Source organism: Orlajensenia flava (assembly GCF_004801905.1).
Taxonomy (GTDB): Bacteria; Actinomycetota; Actinomycetes; order Actinomycetales; family Microbacteriaceae; genus Orlajensenia; species Orlajensenia flava.
In genome coordinates, this window is the sequence record NZ_SSSN01000005.1 from 421,142 (window position 1) to 440,857 (window position 19,716).

The following is a 19,716-nucleotide window of genomic DNA, read 5'->3' on the forward strand; positions in this document are numbered from 1 at the left end:
CGCTGCATCGCTCGCCGCGTCAGGATGGAGGGCATGACCGACATCCCCACCTACACCCTCAATGACGGCGAGAACCTCCCGGCCATCGGCCTCGGAACCTACGGATTGCGCGGCGACGCGGGCATCGCCTCGGTCGAGGCGGCCATCGCGTCGGGGTACCGCCTTCTCGACACCGCGCTCAACTACGAGAACGAGCGCGAGGTGGGGGAGGGGATGCGCCGGGCCGAGGTCGATCGCGGCGAGCTGCTGGTCACCACCAAGATCCCCGGCCGGCACCACGGCTACGACGAGACCATGGCCAGTTTCGCGGAGTCCCGCCAGAACCTCGGCGTCGATGTGGTGAACCTCTACCTCATCCATTGGCCGCTGCCCCGTGTGGACAAGTACGTCGACACGTGGAGGGCGATGATCGACCTGCGCGAGCAGGGACTCGTCCGGTCGATCGGCGTCAGCAACTTCACCATCGAGCACCTTCGGCGCCTCGACGACGAGACCGGCGTGCTCCCCTCCGTCAACCAGGTCGAGCTGCACCCGTACTTCCCGCAGACGCAACTCCGCGAGTTCCACGCTTCCAGCGGCATCCGCACCGAGAGCTGGAGTCCGCTCGGCAAGAGCAGCGAGCTACTCAGCGAGCCGGTCATCGTCGACCTGGCGGGCGCGTACGGGGTGACTCCCGTTCAGCTCGTGCTGCGCTGGCACACCCAGCTCGGCAGCATCCCCATCCCGAAGTCCGCGGATGCCGAGCGGCAGCGCGAGAATCTCGACATCTTCGGATTCACGATGACGGATGACGAGCTCGACGTCCTCTCCGATCTCGAGCGCGGCCGTCTCTGGGGCGGCGACCCCGAGACGAACGAGGAGTTCTAGGCTCCGAGCGTCCTAGGCTCGATCGGGTGAGCGCATCGACGGCGGACATCCGACCCGGGCTGCTGAGGCCGCCCCACCTGTGGGTGACCCTGGGCATGTGCGCGCTCATCGTGCTCGGTGCGTTCGAGGCGCTCGCCATCACGACGGCGATGCCCTTGATCGTCGTGGACCTCCACGGCAAGGACGCCTACGCGCTCGCGTTCGCGGCGCCTCTGGCCGCACAGGTCGTGGGGATGGTCATCGCGGGCGACTGGACCGATCGTCGCGGTCCGCGTGCTCCCCTCATCGCCGCCGCCGTCTCACTCGCGGCCGGCTTGGCCATAGCGGGGGCGTCATCGAACATGCCCGTCTTCATCGTGGGGCGCCTCGTGCAGGGACTCGGCAGTGGCGCCGTCACCATCCCCATCTACGTGCTGGTCGCGCGGCTCTACCCGCCGGAGCTCCGTCCGCGCATCTTCGCCGTGTTCGCCGCGTGCTGGGTGGTTCCGTCCCTCGTCGGACCATTCATCGCGGGAGCCGTAGCGCAGTCCGTCGGCTGGCGGTGGGTGTTCCTCGGCGTCATCGTGTTCGTCGCCGGCGCCCTCTGGGCGATCCTGGCCGCCCTCCGCGGTCGGGACACCGGTGAGACCGGTACGTCTACGCCATGGCATCCACTGCGTCTGGTCGTCTCGCTCGTCGCCGCGGCAGCTGTTCTCGGTCTCACCCTCTCGGCCGGCCTCGCGGATCCGTGGCGCGTGGTCGGGGCAGTCGCATCCGTCGTGGTGGCGTTGGCCGCGTTCCGCATGCTCGTGCCGCCGGGGACGATCAGGGCGGCACGCGGGCTGCCGACGGTCATCCTGGAGCGCGGGCTGTTCGCCGCAGCCTTCTTCGGCGCCGAGACCTACATCCCCTACCTCCTCGTCGATCGGCACGGCTTCTCCGTCGCCCTGGCCGGCCTCGCGCTGACCGTGTCGGGAGTCGCGTGGGCGAGCGGCTCCTACCTGCAGGGTCGGGTCGGAATGTCGAGCGTAGCGATCATCGGGTGGGGCAGCGCGGCGCTCACCTCGGGCATCGCCGTGGTGCTGGTCGCCGTCATCACGGCTGCACCGTGGCCGATCCTCTTCGTCGGCTGGGTCGTCGCGGCGACCGGAATGGGGTTCGGCTACCCCCGGCTGTCCGTCCTCACCCTCGAGTACTCCCCGGTGGCGGAGCAGGGCGCCAACACCTCGGCACTCTCGGTGGCGGATGCCTTGGGCGCGGCCGTGGCCCTCGCCCTCACGGCGATCTCGTCCGCCGCGGCGGGCGGCCTCGGCGCGGTGGGCAACGGATTCGCCGGAGCATTCATCGTGCCGACACTGTTCGGGGTGGCAGCGGTCGCCGTCGCCGGACGCGTCGGCCGACCGGTACGAACCGCTTGAGCTGGCGAGGCGTCGCCACATCGAGGCACGCCGGACGCCGGGCGGCGGATGTCGGCCGCGCCCGGAAATCACCGCGATCAATCCGAGGAAAACTCTTGTACCCCCGTGCGGGGTACAGCTAGCATCGGACCGCTTGCTGCAAAAGGCAAGTGGCTAGTCGCAATAAATCGCAGTATTCACTCAAGAAGCTGGGCCGCTGTGGCGTCGGGGGACGTCTGGCCGCGATCGTGCCCTCGATCCCGTCGACGACGACGGGGAAGGACGAACCATGCCAACATCACGTAGGCGGCGATCCCTCGCCGTGCTCACGTCGGTGGCGACTCTCGGCATCATCGGGGCACTGCTCCCGGTTACTGCTGCGTTCGCCGACTCCAACCTCTCCCAGGGCAAGAGCGCCTCCGAGAGCTCTCACAACGACGTCTACCCGGCGTCCAACCTGTTCGACGGCAACCAGGCCACCTATTGGGAGAGCGCCAACAACGCCTTCCCGCAGTGGGCGCAGGTCGATCTCGGCTCCTCGGCATCCGTCGAGCGCCTGGTCCTCGAGATTCCGAACGGATGGGGAGCCCGCAACGAGACGATCGCCGTGTCGACGAGCAGCGACGGATCGTCGTTCTCGACGATCAAGGCGGCGACGTCGTACGCCTTCCCCGGCGGCGCGAACACCCTCAATGTCGACGTTCCCGACACCACGGCGCGGTACGTGCGCCTCACCTTCACGGCGAACTCCGGATGGCCGGCCGGTCAGCTCTCCGAGCTCCAGGTGTTCGGCACGCCCGGCGGCGGGTCGAACCCCGGAGACCCGGGCAACCCCGGCAATCCCAACCCGCCCGGAGGCACCAAGCTCTCGCAGGGTCGCCCCATCACCGCATCCTCGACGGTGTTCACCTACGCAGCGGCCAACGCCAACGACGGTGACACCGGCACGTACTGGGAGAGCGGCGGAGGTGCGTATCCGGCGAACCTGACGGTGTCGCTGGCAACGTCGGCTTCTCTCAGCGGCGTGGTCGTGAAGCTGAATCCGTCCGCAGCCTGGGGCGCCCGTACCGAGAACGTCGCGGTGCAGGGCCGGGCATCCGGTGCCAGCGGATTCACCACGCTGGTCGCAGCGGCGAACTACACCTTCGACCCGGCGACCGGCAACACGGTCAACATCCCGGTCTCCGGCAGCGCGCAGGACGTGCGGCTGGTCGTCACCTCGAACACGCAGGCGCCCGGTGCGCAGGCAGCCGAATTCGAGGTGTGGGGCACCCCTGCCGCAACGCCCGACCTCACCGTCACGGGCGTCACGGCGAGCCCGAGCGCTCCCAACGAGTCCCAAGCGATCGACCTGGCCGTCGCGGTGAAGAACGTCGGAACGGCGGCTTCTCCGGCCACATCGGTGCAGGCGAGCCTCGGTGGAAACGCGGTGGGCACGGCATCCGTCGGTGCTCTCGCGGTCGGTGCCAGCACCACGGTCCACGTCTCGGCCCCCGCTCAGGCGCAGGGCTCGTACGCGATCATTGCCAAGGTCGACCCTGCTGGCTCGATCACGGAGCTGGACGAGACGAACAACACCTTCACCTCCTCGTCCAACCTCGTGGTCTCGGCCGTTCCGTCGGCCGACCTCGTCACAACGGTCACCTGGAACCCCAGCGCCCCGCAGGCCGGTCAGGCGACCGCGTTCTCGGTGGTCGTCAAGAACCAGGGCACCCTGCCGTCGAGCGCCTCGGCGCACGCGATCACGGTGACCGTCAAGGACGGAACCGGTGCGCCGGTCAAGACGCTCACCGGTTCGGTGAGCGGCGTGATCGCGGCGGGAGCGAGCAGCTCCGCGGTGAACGTCGGCTCGTGGACGGCGGCCAACGGCGGATACACCGTCACGGCATCCGTTGCGGCCGACTCCGCCGAGGTGGCGGCCAAGCAGTCCAACAACTCGACGACGGCCTCGCTGTTCGTCGGTCGCGGGGCGAACATGCCGTACACCTCGATCGAGGCCGAGACGGGCACGACAGGTGGCGGCGCAAGCGTTGTCGGCCCCAACCGCACCATCGGCGATCTCGCGGGTGAGGCATCCGGTCGTAAGGCCGTCGTGCTCGACAACACCGGGGAGTACGTGCAGTTCACCACTCCGGTGGCGACCAACACGCTGGTGACGAGGTTCGCGATGCCGGATGCCGCAGGCGGGGGCGGGCAGACCAACACTCTCGCCCTCTACGTCGACGGCGTCTTCAAGCAGAACCTGTCGCTGACGAGTGCGTACGCGTGGCTCTACGGCAACGAGACCAACCCCGGCAACGACCCGGGTCAGGGCTCGCCGCGGCACATCTACGACGAGGCGAGCTTCCTGCTCACGTCGACGATTCCCGCCGGATCGACGATCAAGCTGCAGAAGGACTCGGGCAACACCGCCGCGTACTACTCCATCGACTTCGTCGACCTGGAGGTGGCCACGCCCATCGCCAACCCCGATCCGTCCCGCTACATCGTGCCAGCCGGCTTCAACCAGCAGGCGGTGCAGAACGCCATCAACGCCGTCATCGCCGACCCGAGCAAGCTCGGCGTCTACCTGCCGGCCGGCACCTACACCAACGACTACAAGTTCCAGGTGTACGGGCGTGCGATGAACATCATCGGCGCGGGGCCGTGGTTCACGAAGTTCACCGCACCCGGTGGAGCGACCAACACAGACATCGGCTTCAACGGGCAGAGTTCGTCGAGCGGTTCGACCTTCAGCGGGTTCAGCTACTTCGGCAACTACACGTCGCGCATCGACGGGCCGGGCAAGGTGTTCGACTTCACCAACGTGTCGAACATGACGGTAGACAACATCTGGGCCGAGCACATGATCTGCTTGTTCTGGGCGTCGAACATGGACAATTCCACGGTGCAGAACTCGCGCATCCGCGACACCTTCGCCGACGGAATCAACATGACGAACGGATCCTCCGGCAACCACGTCGTCAACAATTCGGCGCGCTCGACCGGTGACGACTCGTTCGCGCTGTTCGCGGCGACGGATGGCGGGGGAACCGGCCAGCAGGGCAACGTGTTCGAGAACCTGACCTCGCTGCTCACGTGGCGCGCGGCCGGGCTCGCGGTGTACGGCGGACAGGACAACACCTTCCGCAACATCTACATCGCCGACACGCTGGTCTACTCCGGGGTGACGATCTCGTCGCTCGACTTCGGCATCCCGATGGAGGGCTTTGGACCGAAGACCACCACCTTCGACGGGATCACCGTCGTCAGGGGCGGCGGTCACTTCTGGGGCTCCCAGACGTTCCCGGCGGTATGGATGTTCTCCGCGTCGAAGACCTTCACCGCCATCTCGGTGAAGAACCTCGACATCATCGATCCGACTTACTCGGGCATCATGTTCCAGACGAACTACTCCGGCAGCCAGCCGCAGAATCCGTTCCAGAACACGACGTTCCAGAACGTCAGCATCACGGGCGCCAAGAAGAGCGGCGACGCCTTCGACGCGAAGTCGGGATTCGGCATCTGGGTGAACGAGCTGCCCGAGCCCGGTCAGGGTCCGGCGGTCGGATCGGCCACCTTCACGGGAAGCCTGGTCTTCTCGGGCAACGCGCAGAACGTCAAGAACACCACGTCGACGTTCACGCTCAACCTCCCGCAGTAGCACTCATCACCATCGGCGGCCGTCGGGAGCGATCCCGGCGGCCGTCGTCGTGTCAGGGACCGTGGAACGCAGGACCACAGCGCCGATGACCGCTATATGCGTCTATCGGCGACCAGATCCTGCATCTCTCTGCTGGCACTCACCGGCTGGCGGCGGCCTCCACGAGCTGAAGGGTTAGCGGCATCGCGAGTGCGGAGCCCGCCGCGACTCCACCCAGGATGAAGAGTCGTCGTCGCGGAAAGCGCCGCCGGTCCGCCAAACCCAGCGCCACGGCGGTCAGCCCGAACGTTGCGATTCCGCAGAGAGCGGCGAGCCCGAAGAAGAGGCTCGAATAGTGCTTGATGGGTTCTCCGTGAGCGAGCTCTCCGGCGAACAGCGGCGAGGCCACCAGGATGAACACGATCTCCGCCGCGAAAAGCACGCACACAACTTTCCAGACGCTGCGCGTCCGACCAAGCTGCCATTCGTCGCCGTCATTCCACTCGGCCTCATCCTCGGAGTCCACAGTCCAACGCTATCTGTTCGAGGTTGCATGTCGTTGGCGGAATATGACGCTGGCGCTCTGCGGGCGGCTCCGCCGTACGCTGCCCGCATCGATCGCAACGGCATGTGACAGTCACATCGTGATTTTCGACTCGACGCGACGTGTGCATAATTGAACCGAGTTTGTCCATGTGAACGTGAACATCGATCGGTCAGCCAATGTCGCCAGAGCCGCAGAAGGGTCGTGCGCCCAGCATTCGGGACGTCGCACGCCTCGCCGGTGTCTCGCACCAGACCGTGTCGCGCGTGCTCAACGGGCACGAGAGCATCCGCGATGAGACTCGCCAGCGTGTGCGCGAGGCGATGGAGGCGCTCAAGTATCGCCCCAATCGTGCAGCGCGAGCACTGGTCACGAGTCGATCGCGAACGATCGGCGTGCTCTCGGCCACGCATGGAGAGTACGGCCCATCCTCAAGCATCGCGGCCATCGAGGACGCGGCACGCGATCAGGGCTATTACGTCAACACCGCCAACCTCGCCTCATCCTCTCCCGGTGCGATCATCGAGGCGCTCAAGCATCTGCTGCTTCAGGACATCGAGGGCCTCATCGTGATGGCGCCGCAGGTGCGGGTGTTCGACGTGCTGGCCGGCATGGCGATCGACGTGCCCTATGTGAGCCTGCAGTCCACCGGCCACGGCGACCATCGTGCACTCGCGATCGACCAGATCGCCGGGGCGCGAGCAGCTACGCAGCACCTCATCGACCTCGGCCACGAGGAGATCGTGCATGTCGCCGGTCCCCAGGACTGGATCGAGGCCGAAGCGCGGATGCGCGGCTTCCTCGACGCGGTGATCGACGCCGACTTGCGCACGCACCCGCCGATCCTGGGGGATTGGAGTGCGGACTTCGGTTACTTCGCCGGCAAGGAGTTGCTGCGCTACCGGGACTTCACCGCCGTGTTCGCCGGCAACGACCTCATGGCTGTCGGGCTGATGCACGCCTTCCGCGATGCAGGAGTCGACGTTCCCGGAGAGATCAGCGTCGTCGGCTTCGACGACATCCCGCTCGCGCAGCATGTCTGGCCGCCGCTGACCACCGTGCACCAGGAGTTCGGCGAGGTCGGCCGTCGCGCCGTCGCACTGCTCCTGGGTGAGGTGCGCGGAACGCCCGTCGACGGCGACGAGGAGATCGTCCCGAGCCTCGTCACCCGGGCGTCCAGCGGGCCCGCGCACGCCGTCGTCGGCCGTTACTGAAGCGTGACGCGAGTCAACTTGACATCGACATCACCGAGAGCCACGATTAGACCCGATGTGAACGGTCACACGAACGTCACATCCGCAATCCGACCCATCCTTGACATCGGAGTCAGACCGTGAGCGACCTGTCGCAGATTCGGAGCAGCACTGCTGCTCGTCTGCGCTCCGCTGTGACGGGCACCGATGAGGGTGCGCCGGAATCCACGATCAGCCACGGTTCGGAAGGAAGATAGCGATGCCGTCTGGGCAGCATCCGATTCTCGAGATGAGGTCGATCACCAAGGAGTTCCCCGGCGTCAAGGCGCTGTCGGATGTCTCTCTCACGGTCAACACCGCCGAGGTCCACGCCATCTGCGGCGAGAACGGAGCGGGCAAGTCCACGCTCATGAAGGTCCTCTCCGGCGTGTACCCCTATGGCACCTACGACGGCCAGATCATCTTCCGCGGCGAGCCGGTGCAGTTCCGCGACATTCGTGCGAGCGAGGCCGCCGGGATCGCCATCATCCACCAAGAACTCGCGCTTATCCCCGAGCTCTCGATCACCGAGAACATCTTCCTCGGCAACGAGATGACCGGGCGCTTCGGTCGCATCGACTGGGTGCACGCTAAGTTCCGCGCATCTGAGCTGCTCGCCCGCGTCGGGCTCACCACCGACCCCGACGAGCTCATCAAGAACATCGGCGTCGGCAAGCAGCAGCTGGTCGAGATCGCCAAGGCGCTCAACAAGGACGTCAAGCTCCTCATCCTCGACGAGCCGACCGCGGCACTCAACGAGAACGACTCTCAGCACCTGCTCGACCTCATTCGGGGCCTCAAGGGCAAGGGCATCGCGTCCATCATGATCAGCCACAAGCTCAACGAGATCGAGCAGGTCGCCGATGCGATCACGATCATCCGCGACGGCAAAACGGTCGAGACCCTCGACATCTCGCGCGGTGAGATCAACGAGGACCGCATCATCCGCGGCATGGTCGGCCGCAGCCTCGAGAGCCGCTTCCCCGACCGCACGCCCAAGATCGGCGACGTCTTCTTCGAGGTCAAGGACTGGACCGTCCAGCACCCTCAGGTGCCGGAGCGACTGGTGGCCAAGGGGTCGAACCTCTATGTGCGTCGCGGCGAGATCGTCGGCATCGCCGGCCTCATGGGCGCCGGCCGCACCGAGCTCGCCATGAGCCTGTTCGGCCGCTCGTACGGCAACTACCTCTCGGGCACGATCGTCAAGGATGGCGAGGAGATCGAGCTGCGCGACGTCTCCGACGCCATCGACGCTGGCCTCGCCTACGTGAGCGAGGACCGCAAGGTGCTTGGACTCAACCTGCTCGATGACATCAAGGCGTCGATCGTCTCGGCGAAGCTCAAGAAGATCTCCCGCGGCCTCGTCGTCGACGACCGCAAGGAGTTCGCGGTCGCCGAGGAGTACCGCAAGTCGCTGCGCATCAAGGCGCCCTCGGTAGACATGGGTGTCGGCAAGCTCTCCGGCGGCAACCAGCAGAAGGTCGTCCTGGCGAAGTGGATGTTCACCGACCCCGACCTGCTCATCCTCGACGAGCCGACCCGAGGCATCGACGTCGGCGCGAAGTACGAGATCTACACCATCATCCAGGCGCTCGCCGCCCAGGGCAAGGGCGTCATCCTCATCTCGAGCGAGCTGCCCGAACTCCTCGGCATCGCCGACCGCATCTACACGGTCTTCGAGGGCCAGATAACGGATGACCTGCCGGTCACGGATGCCAACCCCGAGACACTGATGAGAAGCATGACCTCCGCGAGGAAGAGAGTTCAGAACTGATGAGCACCAACACGAGTTCGACCAGCTCGACGACCAGCGCTCCTGAGAAGGACGGCAGTCGTCGCAAGCTGTTCGGCGGAGCCAACCTCCGTCAGTTCGGCATCCTGGGCAGCCTGGTGGTCATCATCCTGCTGTTCCAGTTGCTCACGTTCCTGAAGACGGGGCGAGGCCTGACGCTCGACCCCAACAACCTCATCAACGTCATCAACCAGTACTCCTACATCCTGATCCTCGCGATCGGCATGGTGATGGTCATCATCGCCGGCCACATCGACCTGTCGGTCGGCTCGGTCGCCGCGTTCACCGGCATCGTGGTGGCGAAGTCGATGGCCGACTGGAACCTCCCTTGGCCGCTCGCGATCGTGCTCGGCCTCGTCGTCGGTGCCCTGATCGGAGCGTGGCAGGGCTTCTGGGTCGCCTATATAGGTGTACCGGCGTTCATCGTGACGTTGGCGGGCATGCTCATCTTCCGAGGTGGCAACCAGTTCATCGGGCAGTCGACCTCCGTGCCGGTCCCCGAGGGCTTCACCTTCATCGGTGCCGGTTACATCCCCGACTTCGGACCGTTCCCATTCAGCGCCGGCACGATGATCCTCGGCATCCTGGGGGCGGGCTGGATCGTCTACCACGAGTGGAACGCCCGTCGCGTCCAGAAGAAGATGGGCTCGGAGATGGCGCCGCTGTGGACCAGCGTCGTCAAGGCCGCGTTCCTCGCCATCGTGATCCTCACGGCAGCCTGGCTGTTCGCCAACGGTCGCGCCGGCACGAGCTTCCCGATCTCGGGCATCATCCTCGTCATCCTCGTCATCCTGTACTCCTTCATCACGCGCAACACCATCGGCGGCCGCCACATCTACGCCGTCGGCGGCAACCGACTCGCCGCGACGCTCTCGGGCGTCAAGGACCGCCGTGTCGACTTCTTCGTGATGATGAACATGTCGATCCTGGCCGCCGTCGCAGGCATGATCTACGTGGCCCGCGCCACGGCGTCCGGCCCTCAGGACGGCAACGGCTGGGAGCTCGACGCGATCGCCGCCGTGTTCATCGGTGGAGCGGCTGTCTCCGGTGGCATCGGAACGGTCATCGGCTCCATCGTCGGTGGTCTCGTCATGGCCTTCCTGAACAACGGCCTGCAGCTCATGGGCGCCAGCGCCGACATCGTCCAGATCATCAAGGGCCTCGTGCTGCTGATCGCTGTCGGCGTCGATGTCTGGAGCAAGTCGCAGGGTCGGCCGTCGATCATCGGCCTCTGGGGCGGCAAGCGCAAGGGCCGGTTCGAATCGGCCCAGGCGCAGGAGGCTCCGACCGTCGTTCCCGACACCGACAACGCGACGTCGCAGCCCGCTGACCTCACCCGCAACTGACTTTTCCCTCTCGTTTCATCCCTGCACCACCCCCACCACAACAGAAAGTGAAATCAATGAAGAAGATCGCTTTGGTCTCAGTCGCGGTCGCGGCTGCGGCTGCGCTCGCCCTCGCGGGTTGCTCGTCAGACCGCGGCGGCAGCGGAGGATCGACCTCCGCCGCAGGCTTCGCGGCTGACTCGACCATCGGCATCGCCCTTCCGGACAAGACCTCGGAGAACTGGGTTCTCGCCGGTGGCCTGTTCACCGACGGTCTCAAGAAGGCCGGCTTCAAGGGCGACGTGCAATACGCCCCGGCCAGCAACACGGTCGCCGAGCAGCAGAACCAGATCTCCTCGATGGTCACCAACGGTGCCAAGGTCATCGTCATCGGCGCGAAGGACGGCAAGCAGCTGGGCACCCAGCTCCAGCAGGCCGCCGACGCCGGCGTCAAGGTCATCGCCTACGACCGTCTGATCGAGAACACGAAGAACGTCGACTACTACGTCGCGTTCGACAACTTCAAGGTCGGCCAGCTGCAGGGCCAGGCTCTGCTCGACGGACTCAAGAAGCGCTCGGGCCACGACGCTCCGTGGAACATCGAGCTGTTCTCGGGCTCGCCCGACGACGCCAACGCCGCCGTGTTCTTCAACGGTGCGATGGACGTGCTCAAGCCGAAGATCGACGACGGCACCCTGAAGGTGCTTTCGGGCCAGACCGCGGTTGCCCAGACGGCGACCCAGGGCTGGGAGGCCGAGAACGCTCAGAGCCGCATGGACACGCTGCTCACGGGTAACTACACCAGCGCGACCCTCGACGGCGTCCTGTCGCCGAACGACACGCTCGCCCGTGCGATCATCACCTCGATCACGCAGGCCGGTAAGGACATCTCGAAGATCACCGTCACCGGTCAGGACTCCGAGGTCGAGTCGGTCAAGTCGATCATGGCTGGCCAGCAGTACTCCACCATCAACAAGGACACCACCCTCCTGGTTGCTCAGACGATCAAGATGATCGGCCAGCTCCAGAAGGGCGAGAAGGTCGACGTCAACGACACCAAGCAGTACGACAACGGTGTCAAGGTCGTTCCCGCTTACCTGCTTGCTCCGGTCATCGTGACCAAAGAGAACGCAGCGGAGGCGTACAAGAACAACCCGAACCTCCTCGCGATCGTGAAGGCTGCTTCCTGAGCCGTCGCATCAACCCGGTCGACCCTCGCTCTCTCGGGAGCGGGGGTCGACCTCGTTAACCCGAACGGTCGACCGTGAATGGGATCCGGCCCGTTCGGCCCGAACTCAGTCGCGCTTCGGAAGCTCCTGCAAGGTCCAGCGATTGCCGTCGGGGTCGGCGAAGGTGACGAATCGTCCCCAGGACTGCTCATCGACCGGGGTGGCGTCCACGCCGTTGTCGACGAGATGGCGGTAGGCCTCGTCGGCATCCGGAATGACCACCTGGATGCCGCTCTGCTCGCCCGGCTTCATGGTGATGCCGAGGTTGGTGCCGAACGCGATGGAGCACGCCGAACCGGGAGGCGTGAGCTGCACGAACCGTAGCCCGTCGAAAGGCACCTGGTCGAAGTCGGCGTGGAAGCCGACCTGGTCGACGTAGAACGCCTTCGCTCGGTCCACGTCGGTGACCGGTATGAAGATGAGTTCGATCTTCCAGTCCATGCGTATCCTCCTCGATCCGGGCGGATGAGTCGCCGCCTCAACACCGTCACGCTACGCCCGACCACCGACATCCGCCGTGGCTCGCAGCCCACCCTCGGGCTCGCTGCCCAGGTTCTAACACGGGCGGCGAGCGCTTCGCCTGGCGGCGAGGTGGAGGGAAGCCGCAGATGGGCGAGCCGCCGTGCATAACGGTTCGGCAACGGCTTGCGCAATCCGGGATCGTTAGCGCTAACATCAACGCGTACCGTTAGCGCTAACACCAGCAGCGCGACACCGGCAGACAAAGGAGTTCACCAGGTGAGCAGCGCGCCCCGCGAGACGTACACGATCGGTGTCGACTACGGCACACTGTCGGGTCGAGCGGTCGTCGTGCGCGTCTCGGACGGGGCAGAGCTCGGCGCCGGCGTCTTCGAGTACCCGCACGCCGTCATGGACACCACCCTGACCGCGGGACCCGCAGCGGATGCCGGCCACCCCATCCGCCTCGCGCCCGATTGGGCTCTGCAGGTGCCCCAGGACTACGTCGACGTGCTCAAGAACGCCGTACCGGAGGCGCTCGCCCAGGCGGGCATCGACCCGGCCGACGTCATCGGCATCGCCACCGACTTCACCGCCTGCACGATGGTTCCCACCCTCGCGGATGGCACCCCCCTCAACGAACTCCCCGAGTACGCCGACAGCCCGCACGCCTACGTCAAGCTCTGGAAGCACCACAGCGCGCAGCCGCACGCCGACCGCATCAACGAGCTCGCGCACGAGCGGCGGGAGTCGTGGATCACCCGCTACGGCGGCCTCATCTCGAGCGAGTGGGAGTTCGCCAAGGGGCTGCAGCTGCTCGAGGAGGACGCCGAGCTCTACCAGCGCATGGATCACTGGGTCGAGGCGGCCGACTGGATCGTCTGGCAGCTCGCCGGACGCTACGTGCGCAACGCCTGCACCGCCGGCTACAAGGGCATCCGCCAGGACGGCGCCTACCCGAGCGGCGAGTTCCTGGCCGGTCTGAATCCCGACTTCGCGGCCTTCGCCGACACCAAGCTCGCGGCCGAGATCGGCGAGCTGGGTGACGCGGCCGGCACCCTCACCCCTGAGGCGGCCACGTGGACGGGTCTACCGGTCGGCATCGCCGTCGCGGTCGGCAACGTCGACGCGCACGTCACCGCCCCGGCGTCGCAGGCGGTCGAACCCGGCCAGATGGTCGCCATCATGGGCACCAGCACCTGCCACGTCATGAACCACGATCACCTCGCCGAGGTTCCGGGCATGTGCGGCGTCGTCGACGGCGGCATCGTCTCGGGGCTGTTCGGCTACGAGGCGGGCCAGTCGGGCGTCGGCGACATCTTCGCCTGGTACGTCGCGAACCAGGTTCCCGCCTCGGTGACGGATGCCGCGCGGGAGGCAGGCGCATCCGTTCACCAGTACCTGACCGACCTCGCCTATCAGCAGCCCGTCGGCGCGCACGGGCTCGTCGCCCTCGACTGGCACTCCGGCAACCGCTCCGTCCTCGTCGACCACGAACTCTCGGGCGTCGTGCTCGGAACCACGCTCACCACGCGGCCGGAGGAGGTCTACCGCGCGCTGCTCGAGTCGACGGCGTTCGGCACCCGCGTGATCGTCGAGACCTTCGCGGCGGCGGGCGTGCCCGTCACCGAGTTCATCGTCGCCGGCGGCCTGCTCAAGAACGCGCACCTCATGCAGACCTACTCCGACGTGCTGCGCCTGCCCATCTCGACTATTGCGAGCGAGCAGGGCCCGGCACTGGGGTCTGCCATCCACGCCGCCGTCGCAGCGGGCGCCTACCCCGACATCCACGCGGCCGCCACCGCGATGGGCAAGTTAGACCGTTCCGTCTACACCCCGAACGAGACGGATGCCGCCGCCTACGACCGCCTGTACGCCGAGTACGTGCTGCTGCACGACCACTTCGGCCGCGGCGGCAACGACGTCATGCGCCGGCTGCGCGCCCTCAAGCGCGAGGCCCTCGGCGAGGCGACGGATGCCGCATCCGACACAGAGCACGACGCGCTCGAGGCGGTGAGCGCATGAGCGAGCTGACCCCCGAACTCGACATCGCCATCGATCGCGTGCGCTCTGAGGTCGCCGAGCTGCACGCCGAGCTGGTGCGCTACGGCCTCGTCGTGTGGACGGGCGGGAACATCAGCGGCCGCGTGCCGGGATCCGACCTGTTCGTCATCAAGCCGAGCGGTGTGCTGTACGACGAGCTCGACGCCACGAGCATGATCCTCTGCACCCTCGACGGCACGGTCGTGGAAGGCACGCCCGGCAGCCACCGCTCTCCGTCGAGCGACACGGCCGCCCACGCGTTCGTCTACCGCAACATGCCCGAGGTCGGGGGTGTCGTGCACACGCACTCGACCTACGCGACGGCCTGGGCGGCACGGGGCGAGGAGATCCCCTGCGTCATCACGGCGATGGCGGATGAGTTCGGCGGGCCCATCCCGGTCGGCCCCTTCGCCATCATCGGCGACGACTCCATCGGCCGCGGCATCGTCGAGACGCTCACCGGCCACCGCAGTCGCGCGGTGCTGATGGCGAACCACGGCCCTTTCACCATCGGGCGCGACGCTCGCGATGCGGTCAAGGCCGCCGTCATGCTCGAGGATGTCGCCCGCACCGTCGACATCGCACGTGTGGGCGGCGACCTCGTGCCGATGCCGCAGGAGGCGATCGACGCCCTGTTCGCCCGGTACCAGAACGTCTACGGCCAGTCCGCCGGGGCGGCGCCCGCCCAGCCCACGTCGAGTCAGCAGCCCACTGCGGCTCAGGACGCCGCTGAGCAGCCCACGCACCAGACCCCATCGCAGCCCGCCCAGCAAGGAGCCACCGCGTAATGCCCGCACTCTCGACGACTCTCGACCAGTACGAGGTCTGGTTCCTCACCGGCAGCCAGGGCCTCTACGGCGAGGAGACGCTGCGCCAGGTCGCCGACCAGTCGCGCGCCATCGCCGACGAGCTCGGGGCATCCGTTCCCGTCACCGTCGTGTGGAAGCCGGTGCTGACCGATTCGGATGCCATCCGCCGCCTCGCCCTCGAGGTCAACGCGTCCGACAACGTCATCGGTGTCATCGCGTGGATGCACACCTTCAGTCCCGCCAAGATGTGGATCGCCGGCCTCGACGCGCTGACGAAGCCGCTGTTGCACCTGCACACGCAGGCCAACGTCGAGCTGCCGTGGGGCGAGATCGACTTCGACTTCATGAACCTCAACCAGGCCGCCCACGGCGACCGGGAGTTCGGTTACATCCAGACCCGCCTCGGCGTCGCCCGTAAGACCGTCGTCGGGCACGTGTCGAACCCGGCGGTGCAGCAGCAGGTGGAGACCTGGCAGCGGGCAGCTGCCGGATGGGCTGCAGCTCGCACCCTCAAGCTCGCCCGCTTCGGCGACAACATGCGCTACGTCGCCGTGACCGAAGGCGACAAGACCGAGGCCGAGCTGCGCTTCGGCGTGCAGGTCAACACGTGGGGCGTGAACGAGCTCGCGGATGCCGTCGCGCTCGTCTCCGAGGCGGACATCGACACGCTCGTGGCCGAGTACGAGGAGTCCTACGACGTCGTGCCCGAGCTGCAGAACGGAGGAGAGCGTCACCAGAGCCTTCGCGACGGCGCCGCGATCGAGCTGGGCCTGCGCGCTTTCCTCGAGCAGGGCGACTTCGGCGCATTCACGACGAGTTTCGAAGACCTCGGGGCGCTCACGCAGCTGCCCGGCCTCGCGGTGCAGCGGCTGATGGCCGACGGCTACGGTTTCGGCGCCGAGGGCGACTGGAAGACGGCCATCCTCGTGCGCGTCGCCAACGTCATGGGCGCCGGCCTTCCCGGCGGGGCGAGCCTCATGGAGGACTACACCTACGACCTCGTGCCCGGTGATGAGAAGATCCTGGGCGCGCACATGCTCGAGGTCAGCCCGTCCCTGACCACTGCGAAGCCCACGTTGGAGATCCATCCGCTCGGCATCGGCGGCAAGGACGACCCGGTGCGCCTCGTCTTCACGGCCGACCCGGGCCCCGCCGTCGTCGTGGCGATGAGCGATATGCGCGACCGCTTCCGCCTCGTCGCGAACGTCGTCGAGAACGTCGAGGCGCCCGACCTTCCGAACCTCCCCGTCGGTCGTGCCGTCTGGAAGCCCGAGCCCGACTTCGCCACGAGCGCCGCCTGCTGGCTCACCGCCGGCGCCGCGCACCACACCGTCATGTCGACCGCTGTCGGCGTCGACGTGTTCAGAGACTTCGCCGAGATCGCTCGCACCGAGCTTCTCGTGATCGATGAGACCACCACCCAGCGCGACTTCGCGCGAGAGGTGCGCTGGAACCAGGCCTACTACCGATTGGCGGCCGGCCTGTAGCCCCCCACGTACCGTCCGTTCCCTCGGACGGCACCGGGCCGACGTTCATGGACGCCGTCGGCTCGTCACCAGGAATGACAACGAAGTCCAGACCACGAAAGGGAAACACAGTGAAGATCAAGAAGATCCTCATCGCGACGGTCGCGCTCGGCGCGATGGTCGCCTTGTCGGCCTGTTCCGGCGCAGGAGCCGGCGGCGGTTCCACCGATGGTGGAAAGGGCGGCCTCATCGGCGTCGCCATGCCGACGAAGAGCTCGGAGCGTTGGATCAACGACGGCAACTCCGTCAAGGCGGGCCTCGAGAAGGCCGGCTACAAGGTCGACCTGCAGTACGCGGAGGACGACATCCCCACGCAGGTCTCGCAGCTCGAGAACATGATCACCAAGGGCGCCGAGGCGCTCATCATCGCCTCGATCGACGGCACCACGCTCACCCAGGTGCTGCAGGATGCCAAGGACGCCGACATCCCCGTCATCGCCTACGACCGCCTCATCCGCGACAGCAAGAACGTGGACTACTACGCGTCGTTCGACAACTACAAGGTCGGCGTGCAGCAGGCCAACTCGGTGCTCAACGGACTGGGACTCGTCGACCTCGACGGCAAGAAGAAGAGCGACGCGCCCAAGGGTCCGTTCAACATCGAGATGTTCGCCGGTTCGCCCGATGACAACAACGCCACGTTCTTCTGGAACGGCGCTCAGGACACCCTGAAGCCCTACATCGACGACAAGACGCTCGTCGTGAAGAGCGGCCAGACCGACTTCCAGCAGGCGGCGACGCTGCGCTGGGACGGCGAGGTGGCGCAGAGCCGCATGGAGGACATCCTCACCAAGAGCTACTCCGACGGCTCGAAGGTCAACGCGGTGCTCTCGCCCTACGACGGCCTGTCGCGTGGAATCATCTCCGCGCTGACGGATGCCGGCTACTCGACGGGTGAGGGATGGCCGGTCATCTCCGGCCAGGACGCCGAGCTCGACTCGGTCAAGGCCATCAACAACGGCGAGCAGTACGCGACCATCTTCAAGGACACCCGCAAGCTCGCGGATGTCGCGATCAGCATGGCCGAGGCGCTGCTCAAGGGTGACAAGCCCGAGGTGAACAACACCAAGGACTACGACAACGGCAAGAAGGTCGTGCCCTCGTACCTGCTGGAGTCGCAGATCGTCGTCAAGGACAACATCAACGACGTCCTGGTGAAGAGCGGCTACTGGACCGAAGCCGAGATCAACGGCTAGCACACGCACGGGATGACACCGGCCGGGGCCCGCAGAACAGTAGTCTGCGAGCGGGCCCCGGCCTGTGACATCCGTCGATCCGGCAAGGAAGCAGGGTGAGATGACGACGAACATTCTCGAGATGCGCGGCATCACGAAGACATTCCCCGGCGTGAAGGCGCTCTCCGACGTGACCCTCGAGGTCGCGCGCGGCGAGGTGCACGCCATCTGCGGGGAGAACGGGGCAGGCAAGTCCACGCTCATGAAGGTGCTGAGCGGGGTCTATCCCTCGGGCAGCTACGAGGGCGACATCGTCTTCGAGGACGAGGTGGTGCAGTTCTCCAGCATCACCGACAGCGAGGCCAAGGGCATCGTGATCATCCACCAGGAGCTGGCCCTCAGCCCCTACCTCTCGATCGCGGAGAACATCTTCCTCAACAACGAGGTCAAGGCCCGCGGCCTCATCGACTGGAACAAGACCAACCACGAGGCGGCCAAGCTGCTCGCCCGGGTCGGTCTCAGCGACAACCCCACCACCAAGATCATGAACATCGGCGTCGGCAAGCAGCAGCTCGTCGAGATCGCCAAGGCGCTGTCCAAGCAGGTCAAGCTGCTCATCCTCGACGAGCCGACCGCCGCGTTGAACGACGAGGACTCCGACCACCTGCTGGACCTCATCCTGCACCTCAAGGAGCAGGGCATCACGTCGATCATCATCAGCCACAAGCTCAACGAGATCAAGAAGGTCGCCGACTCCGTCACGGTCATTCGCGACGGCAAGACCATCGAGACCATCGCCAAGGCGGATGTCACCGAAGACCGCATCATCAAGGACATGGTCGGCCGCGACCTCGAGCACCGCTACCCCGAGCACACGCCCGACATCGGCGAGGAGCTGCTCCGCGTCGAGGACTGGACGGCCCACCACCCCCAGGACCCGACCCGCGTGATGGTCGACAACGTCAACATCACGGTGAACGCGGGCGAGATCGTCGGCATCGCCGGGCTCATGGGCGCCGGCCGCACCGAGTTCGCGATGAGCCTGTTCGGCCAGTCGTACGGCTCGCGCATCTCAGGCCGTGTCTTCAAGCGCGGCAAGGAGATCCGGATGCGCTCCGTCTCCGAGGCCATCGACAATGGCGTGGCCTACGCGACCGAGGATCGCAAGACCTACGGGCTCAACCTCATCGAGGACATCAAGCGCAACATCTCGATGGCGTCGCTGAAGAAGCTCGAGAAGTTCGGACTCGTGCACGACAACGAGGAGTACAAAGTCGCCAACGAGTACCGGAAGTCGATGAACATCAAGGCTCCCAACGTGCTCGTGAAGACCGGCAAGCTCTCGGGCGGCAACCAGCAGAAGGTCGTGCTCTCGAAGTGGATCTACTCCGACCCCGACGTGCTCATCCTCGATGAGCCCACCCGAGGCATCGACGTCGGCGCGAAGTACGAGATCTACACGATCATCAACCGGCTCGCCGCAGCGGGGAAGGGTGTCATCGTCATCTCGTCCGAGCTGCCGGAGCTGCTCGGCATCTGCGACCGCATCTACGCCCTCTCCGAGGGTCGCATCACCGGTGAACTCCCCATCGACGAGGCGACACCGGAATCCGTACTCAAGCTCATGACCATGGAGAAGCCCCGCTAGCGGCGTCGCTCGCAGAGGCTTTCGAAGGAGACATCGTGTCAGACCCCATCACCCCGGCACCGACGGAGA

Annotated in this window: 14 protein-coding genes; 12 read left to right on the forward strand and 2 right to left on the reverse strand. The window is 66.3% G+C overall.

Going from position 1 to position 19,716, the window contains the following annotated elements; genetic code table 11:
• Positions 1–33: 33 nt before the first annotated feature.
• From E6C70_RS09785 to E6C70_RS09795, 3 genes are all read left to right on the forward strand, one after another.
• Positions 34–867 carry an aldo/keto reductase gene (locus E6C70_RS09785; protein WP_136424334.1) on the forward strand — a complete coding sequence of 278 codons (834 nt, stop codon included), beginning with the start codon at positions 34–36 and terminating at the stop codon, positions 865–867.
• A gap of 26 nt (positions 868–893) precedes the next feature.
• A complete protein-coding gene (locus E6C70_RS09790; protein ID WP_235833375.1) occupies positions 894–2,264 on the forward strand; it encodes an MFS transporter in 1,371 nt (456 codons plus the stop codon).
• A 268-nt stretch (positions 2,265–2,532) separates the two neighbouring features.
• Positions 2,533–5,886 (forward strand): discoidin domain-containing protein, encoded by a 3,354-nt coding sequence (locus E6C70_RS09795; protein WP_136424335.1) that lies wholly within the window; start codon positions 2,533–2,535, stop codon positions 5,884–5,886.
• A gap of 139 nt (positions 5,887–6,025) precedes the next feature.
• On the opposite strand, the gene E6C70_RS09800 is transcribed toward E6C70_RS09795, so the two are convergent.
• Positions 6,026–6,391: a hypothetical protein gene (locus E6C70_RS09800; protein WP_136424336.1), complete on the reverse strand. Its 366-nt coding sequence runs from the start codon at positions 6,389–6,391 to the stop codon at positions 6,026–6,028.
• A gap of 197 nt (positions 6,392–6,588) precedes the next feature.
• On the opposite strand from E6C70_RS09800, the gene E6C70_RS09805 reads away from it, so the two are divergent.
• From E6C70_RS09805 to E6C70_RS09820, 4 genes are all read left to right on the forward strand, one after another.
• Positions 6,589–7,623, forward strand: a complete 1,035-nt coding sequence (locus E6C70_RS09805) for a LacI family DNA-binding transcriptional regulator (protein WP_136424337.1) — start codon at positions 6,589–6,591, stop codon at positions 7,621–7,623.
• A 268-nt stretch (positions 7,624–7,891) separates the two neighbouring features.
• The gene (gene mmsA, locus E6C70_RS09810) at positions 7,892–9,415 is read left to right on the forward strand and encodes a multiple monosaccharide ABC transporter ATP-binding protein (protein WP_328590833.1); all 1,524 of its coding nucleotides are present in this window, start codon (positions 7,892–7,894) and stop codon (positions 9,413–9,415) included.
• Positions 9,415–10,779, forward strand: coding sequence for a multiple monosaccharide ABC transporter permease (gene mmsB, locus E6C70_RS09815; protein ID WP_136424339.1), 1,365 nt, complete (start codon positions 9,415–9,417; stop codon positions 10,777–10,779). Before mmsA (E6C70_RS09810) ends, mmsB begins: the two co-directional genes overlap by 1 nt.
• A 56-nt stretch (positions 10,780–10,835) precedes the next feature.
• Positions 10,836–11,948, forward strand: coding sequence for a substrate-binding domain-containing protein (locus E6C70_RS09820; RefSeq protein WP_136424340.1), 1,113 nt, complete (start codon positions 10,836–10,838; stop codon positions 11,946–11,948).
• Between the two features lie 105 nt (positions 11,949–12,053).
• Here E6C70_RS09820 and E6C70_RS09825 read toward each other — a convergent pair whose 3' ends face one another.
• Complete coding sequence (locus E6C70_RS09825; RefSeq protein ID WP_136424341.1) at positions 12,054–12,428, reverse strand: VOC family protein; 375 nt, start codon at positions 12,426–12,428, stop codon at positions 12,054–12,056.
• Positions 12,429–12,725: 297 nt separating this feature from the next.
• Between E6C70_RS09825 and araB the strand changes: the two genes are divergently transcribed.
• The 5 genes from araB (at position 12,726) to mmsA (E6C70_RS09850) (ending at position 19,647) form a co-directional block, all read left to right on the forward strand.
• Positions 12,726–14,471 carry a ribulokinase gene (gene araB, locus E6C70_RS09830; RefSeq protein ID WP_136424342.1) on the forward strand — a complete coding sequence of 582 codons (1,746 nt, stop codon included), beginning with the start codon at positions 12,726–12,728 and terminating at the stop codon, positions 14,469–14,471.
• Entirely contained in the window at positions 14,468–15,277 is an 810-nt protein-coding gene (locus E6C70_RS09835) for an L-ribulose-5-phosphate 4-epimerase (protein WP_136424343.1), read from the forward strand. The genes araB and E6C70_RS09835 overlap by 4 nt, the downstream gene beginning before the upstream one ends.
• Positions 15,277–16,785: an L-arabinose isomerase gene (gene araA / locus E6C70_RS09840; RefSeq protein WP_136424344.1), complete on the forward strand. Its 1,509-nt coding sequence runs from the start codon at positions 15,277–15,279 to the stop codon at positions 16,783–16,785. The genes E6C70_RS09835 and araA overlap by 1 nt, the downstream gene beginning before the upstream one ends.
• A gap of 110 nt (positions 16,786–16,895) precedes the next feature.
• Entirely contained in the window at positions 16,896–18,020 is a 1,125-nt protein-coding gene (gene chvE / locus E6C70_RS09845) for a multiple monosaccharide ABC transporter substrate-binding protein (RefSeq protein ID WP_136424345.1), read from the forward strand.
• Positions 18,021–18,120: 100 nt separating this feature from the next.
• Complete coding sequence (gene mmsA, locus E6C70_RS09850) at positions 18,121–19,647, forward strand: multiple monosaccharide ABC transporter ATP-binding protein (protein ID WP_136424346.1); 1,527 nt, start codon at positions 18,121–18,123, stop codon at positions 19,645–19,647.
• The last annotated feature ends 69 nt before the right edge of the window (positions 19,648–19,716 follow it).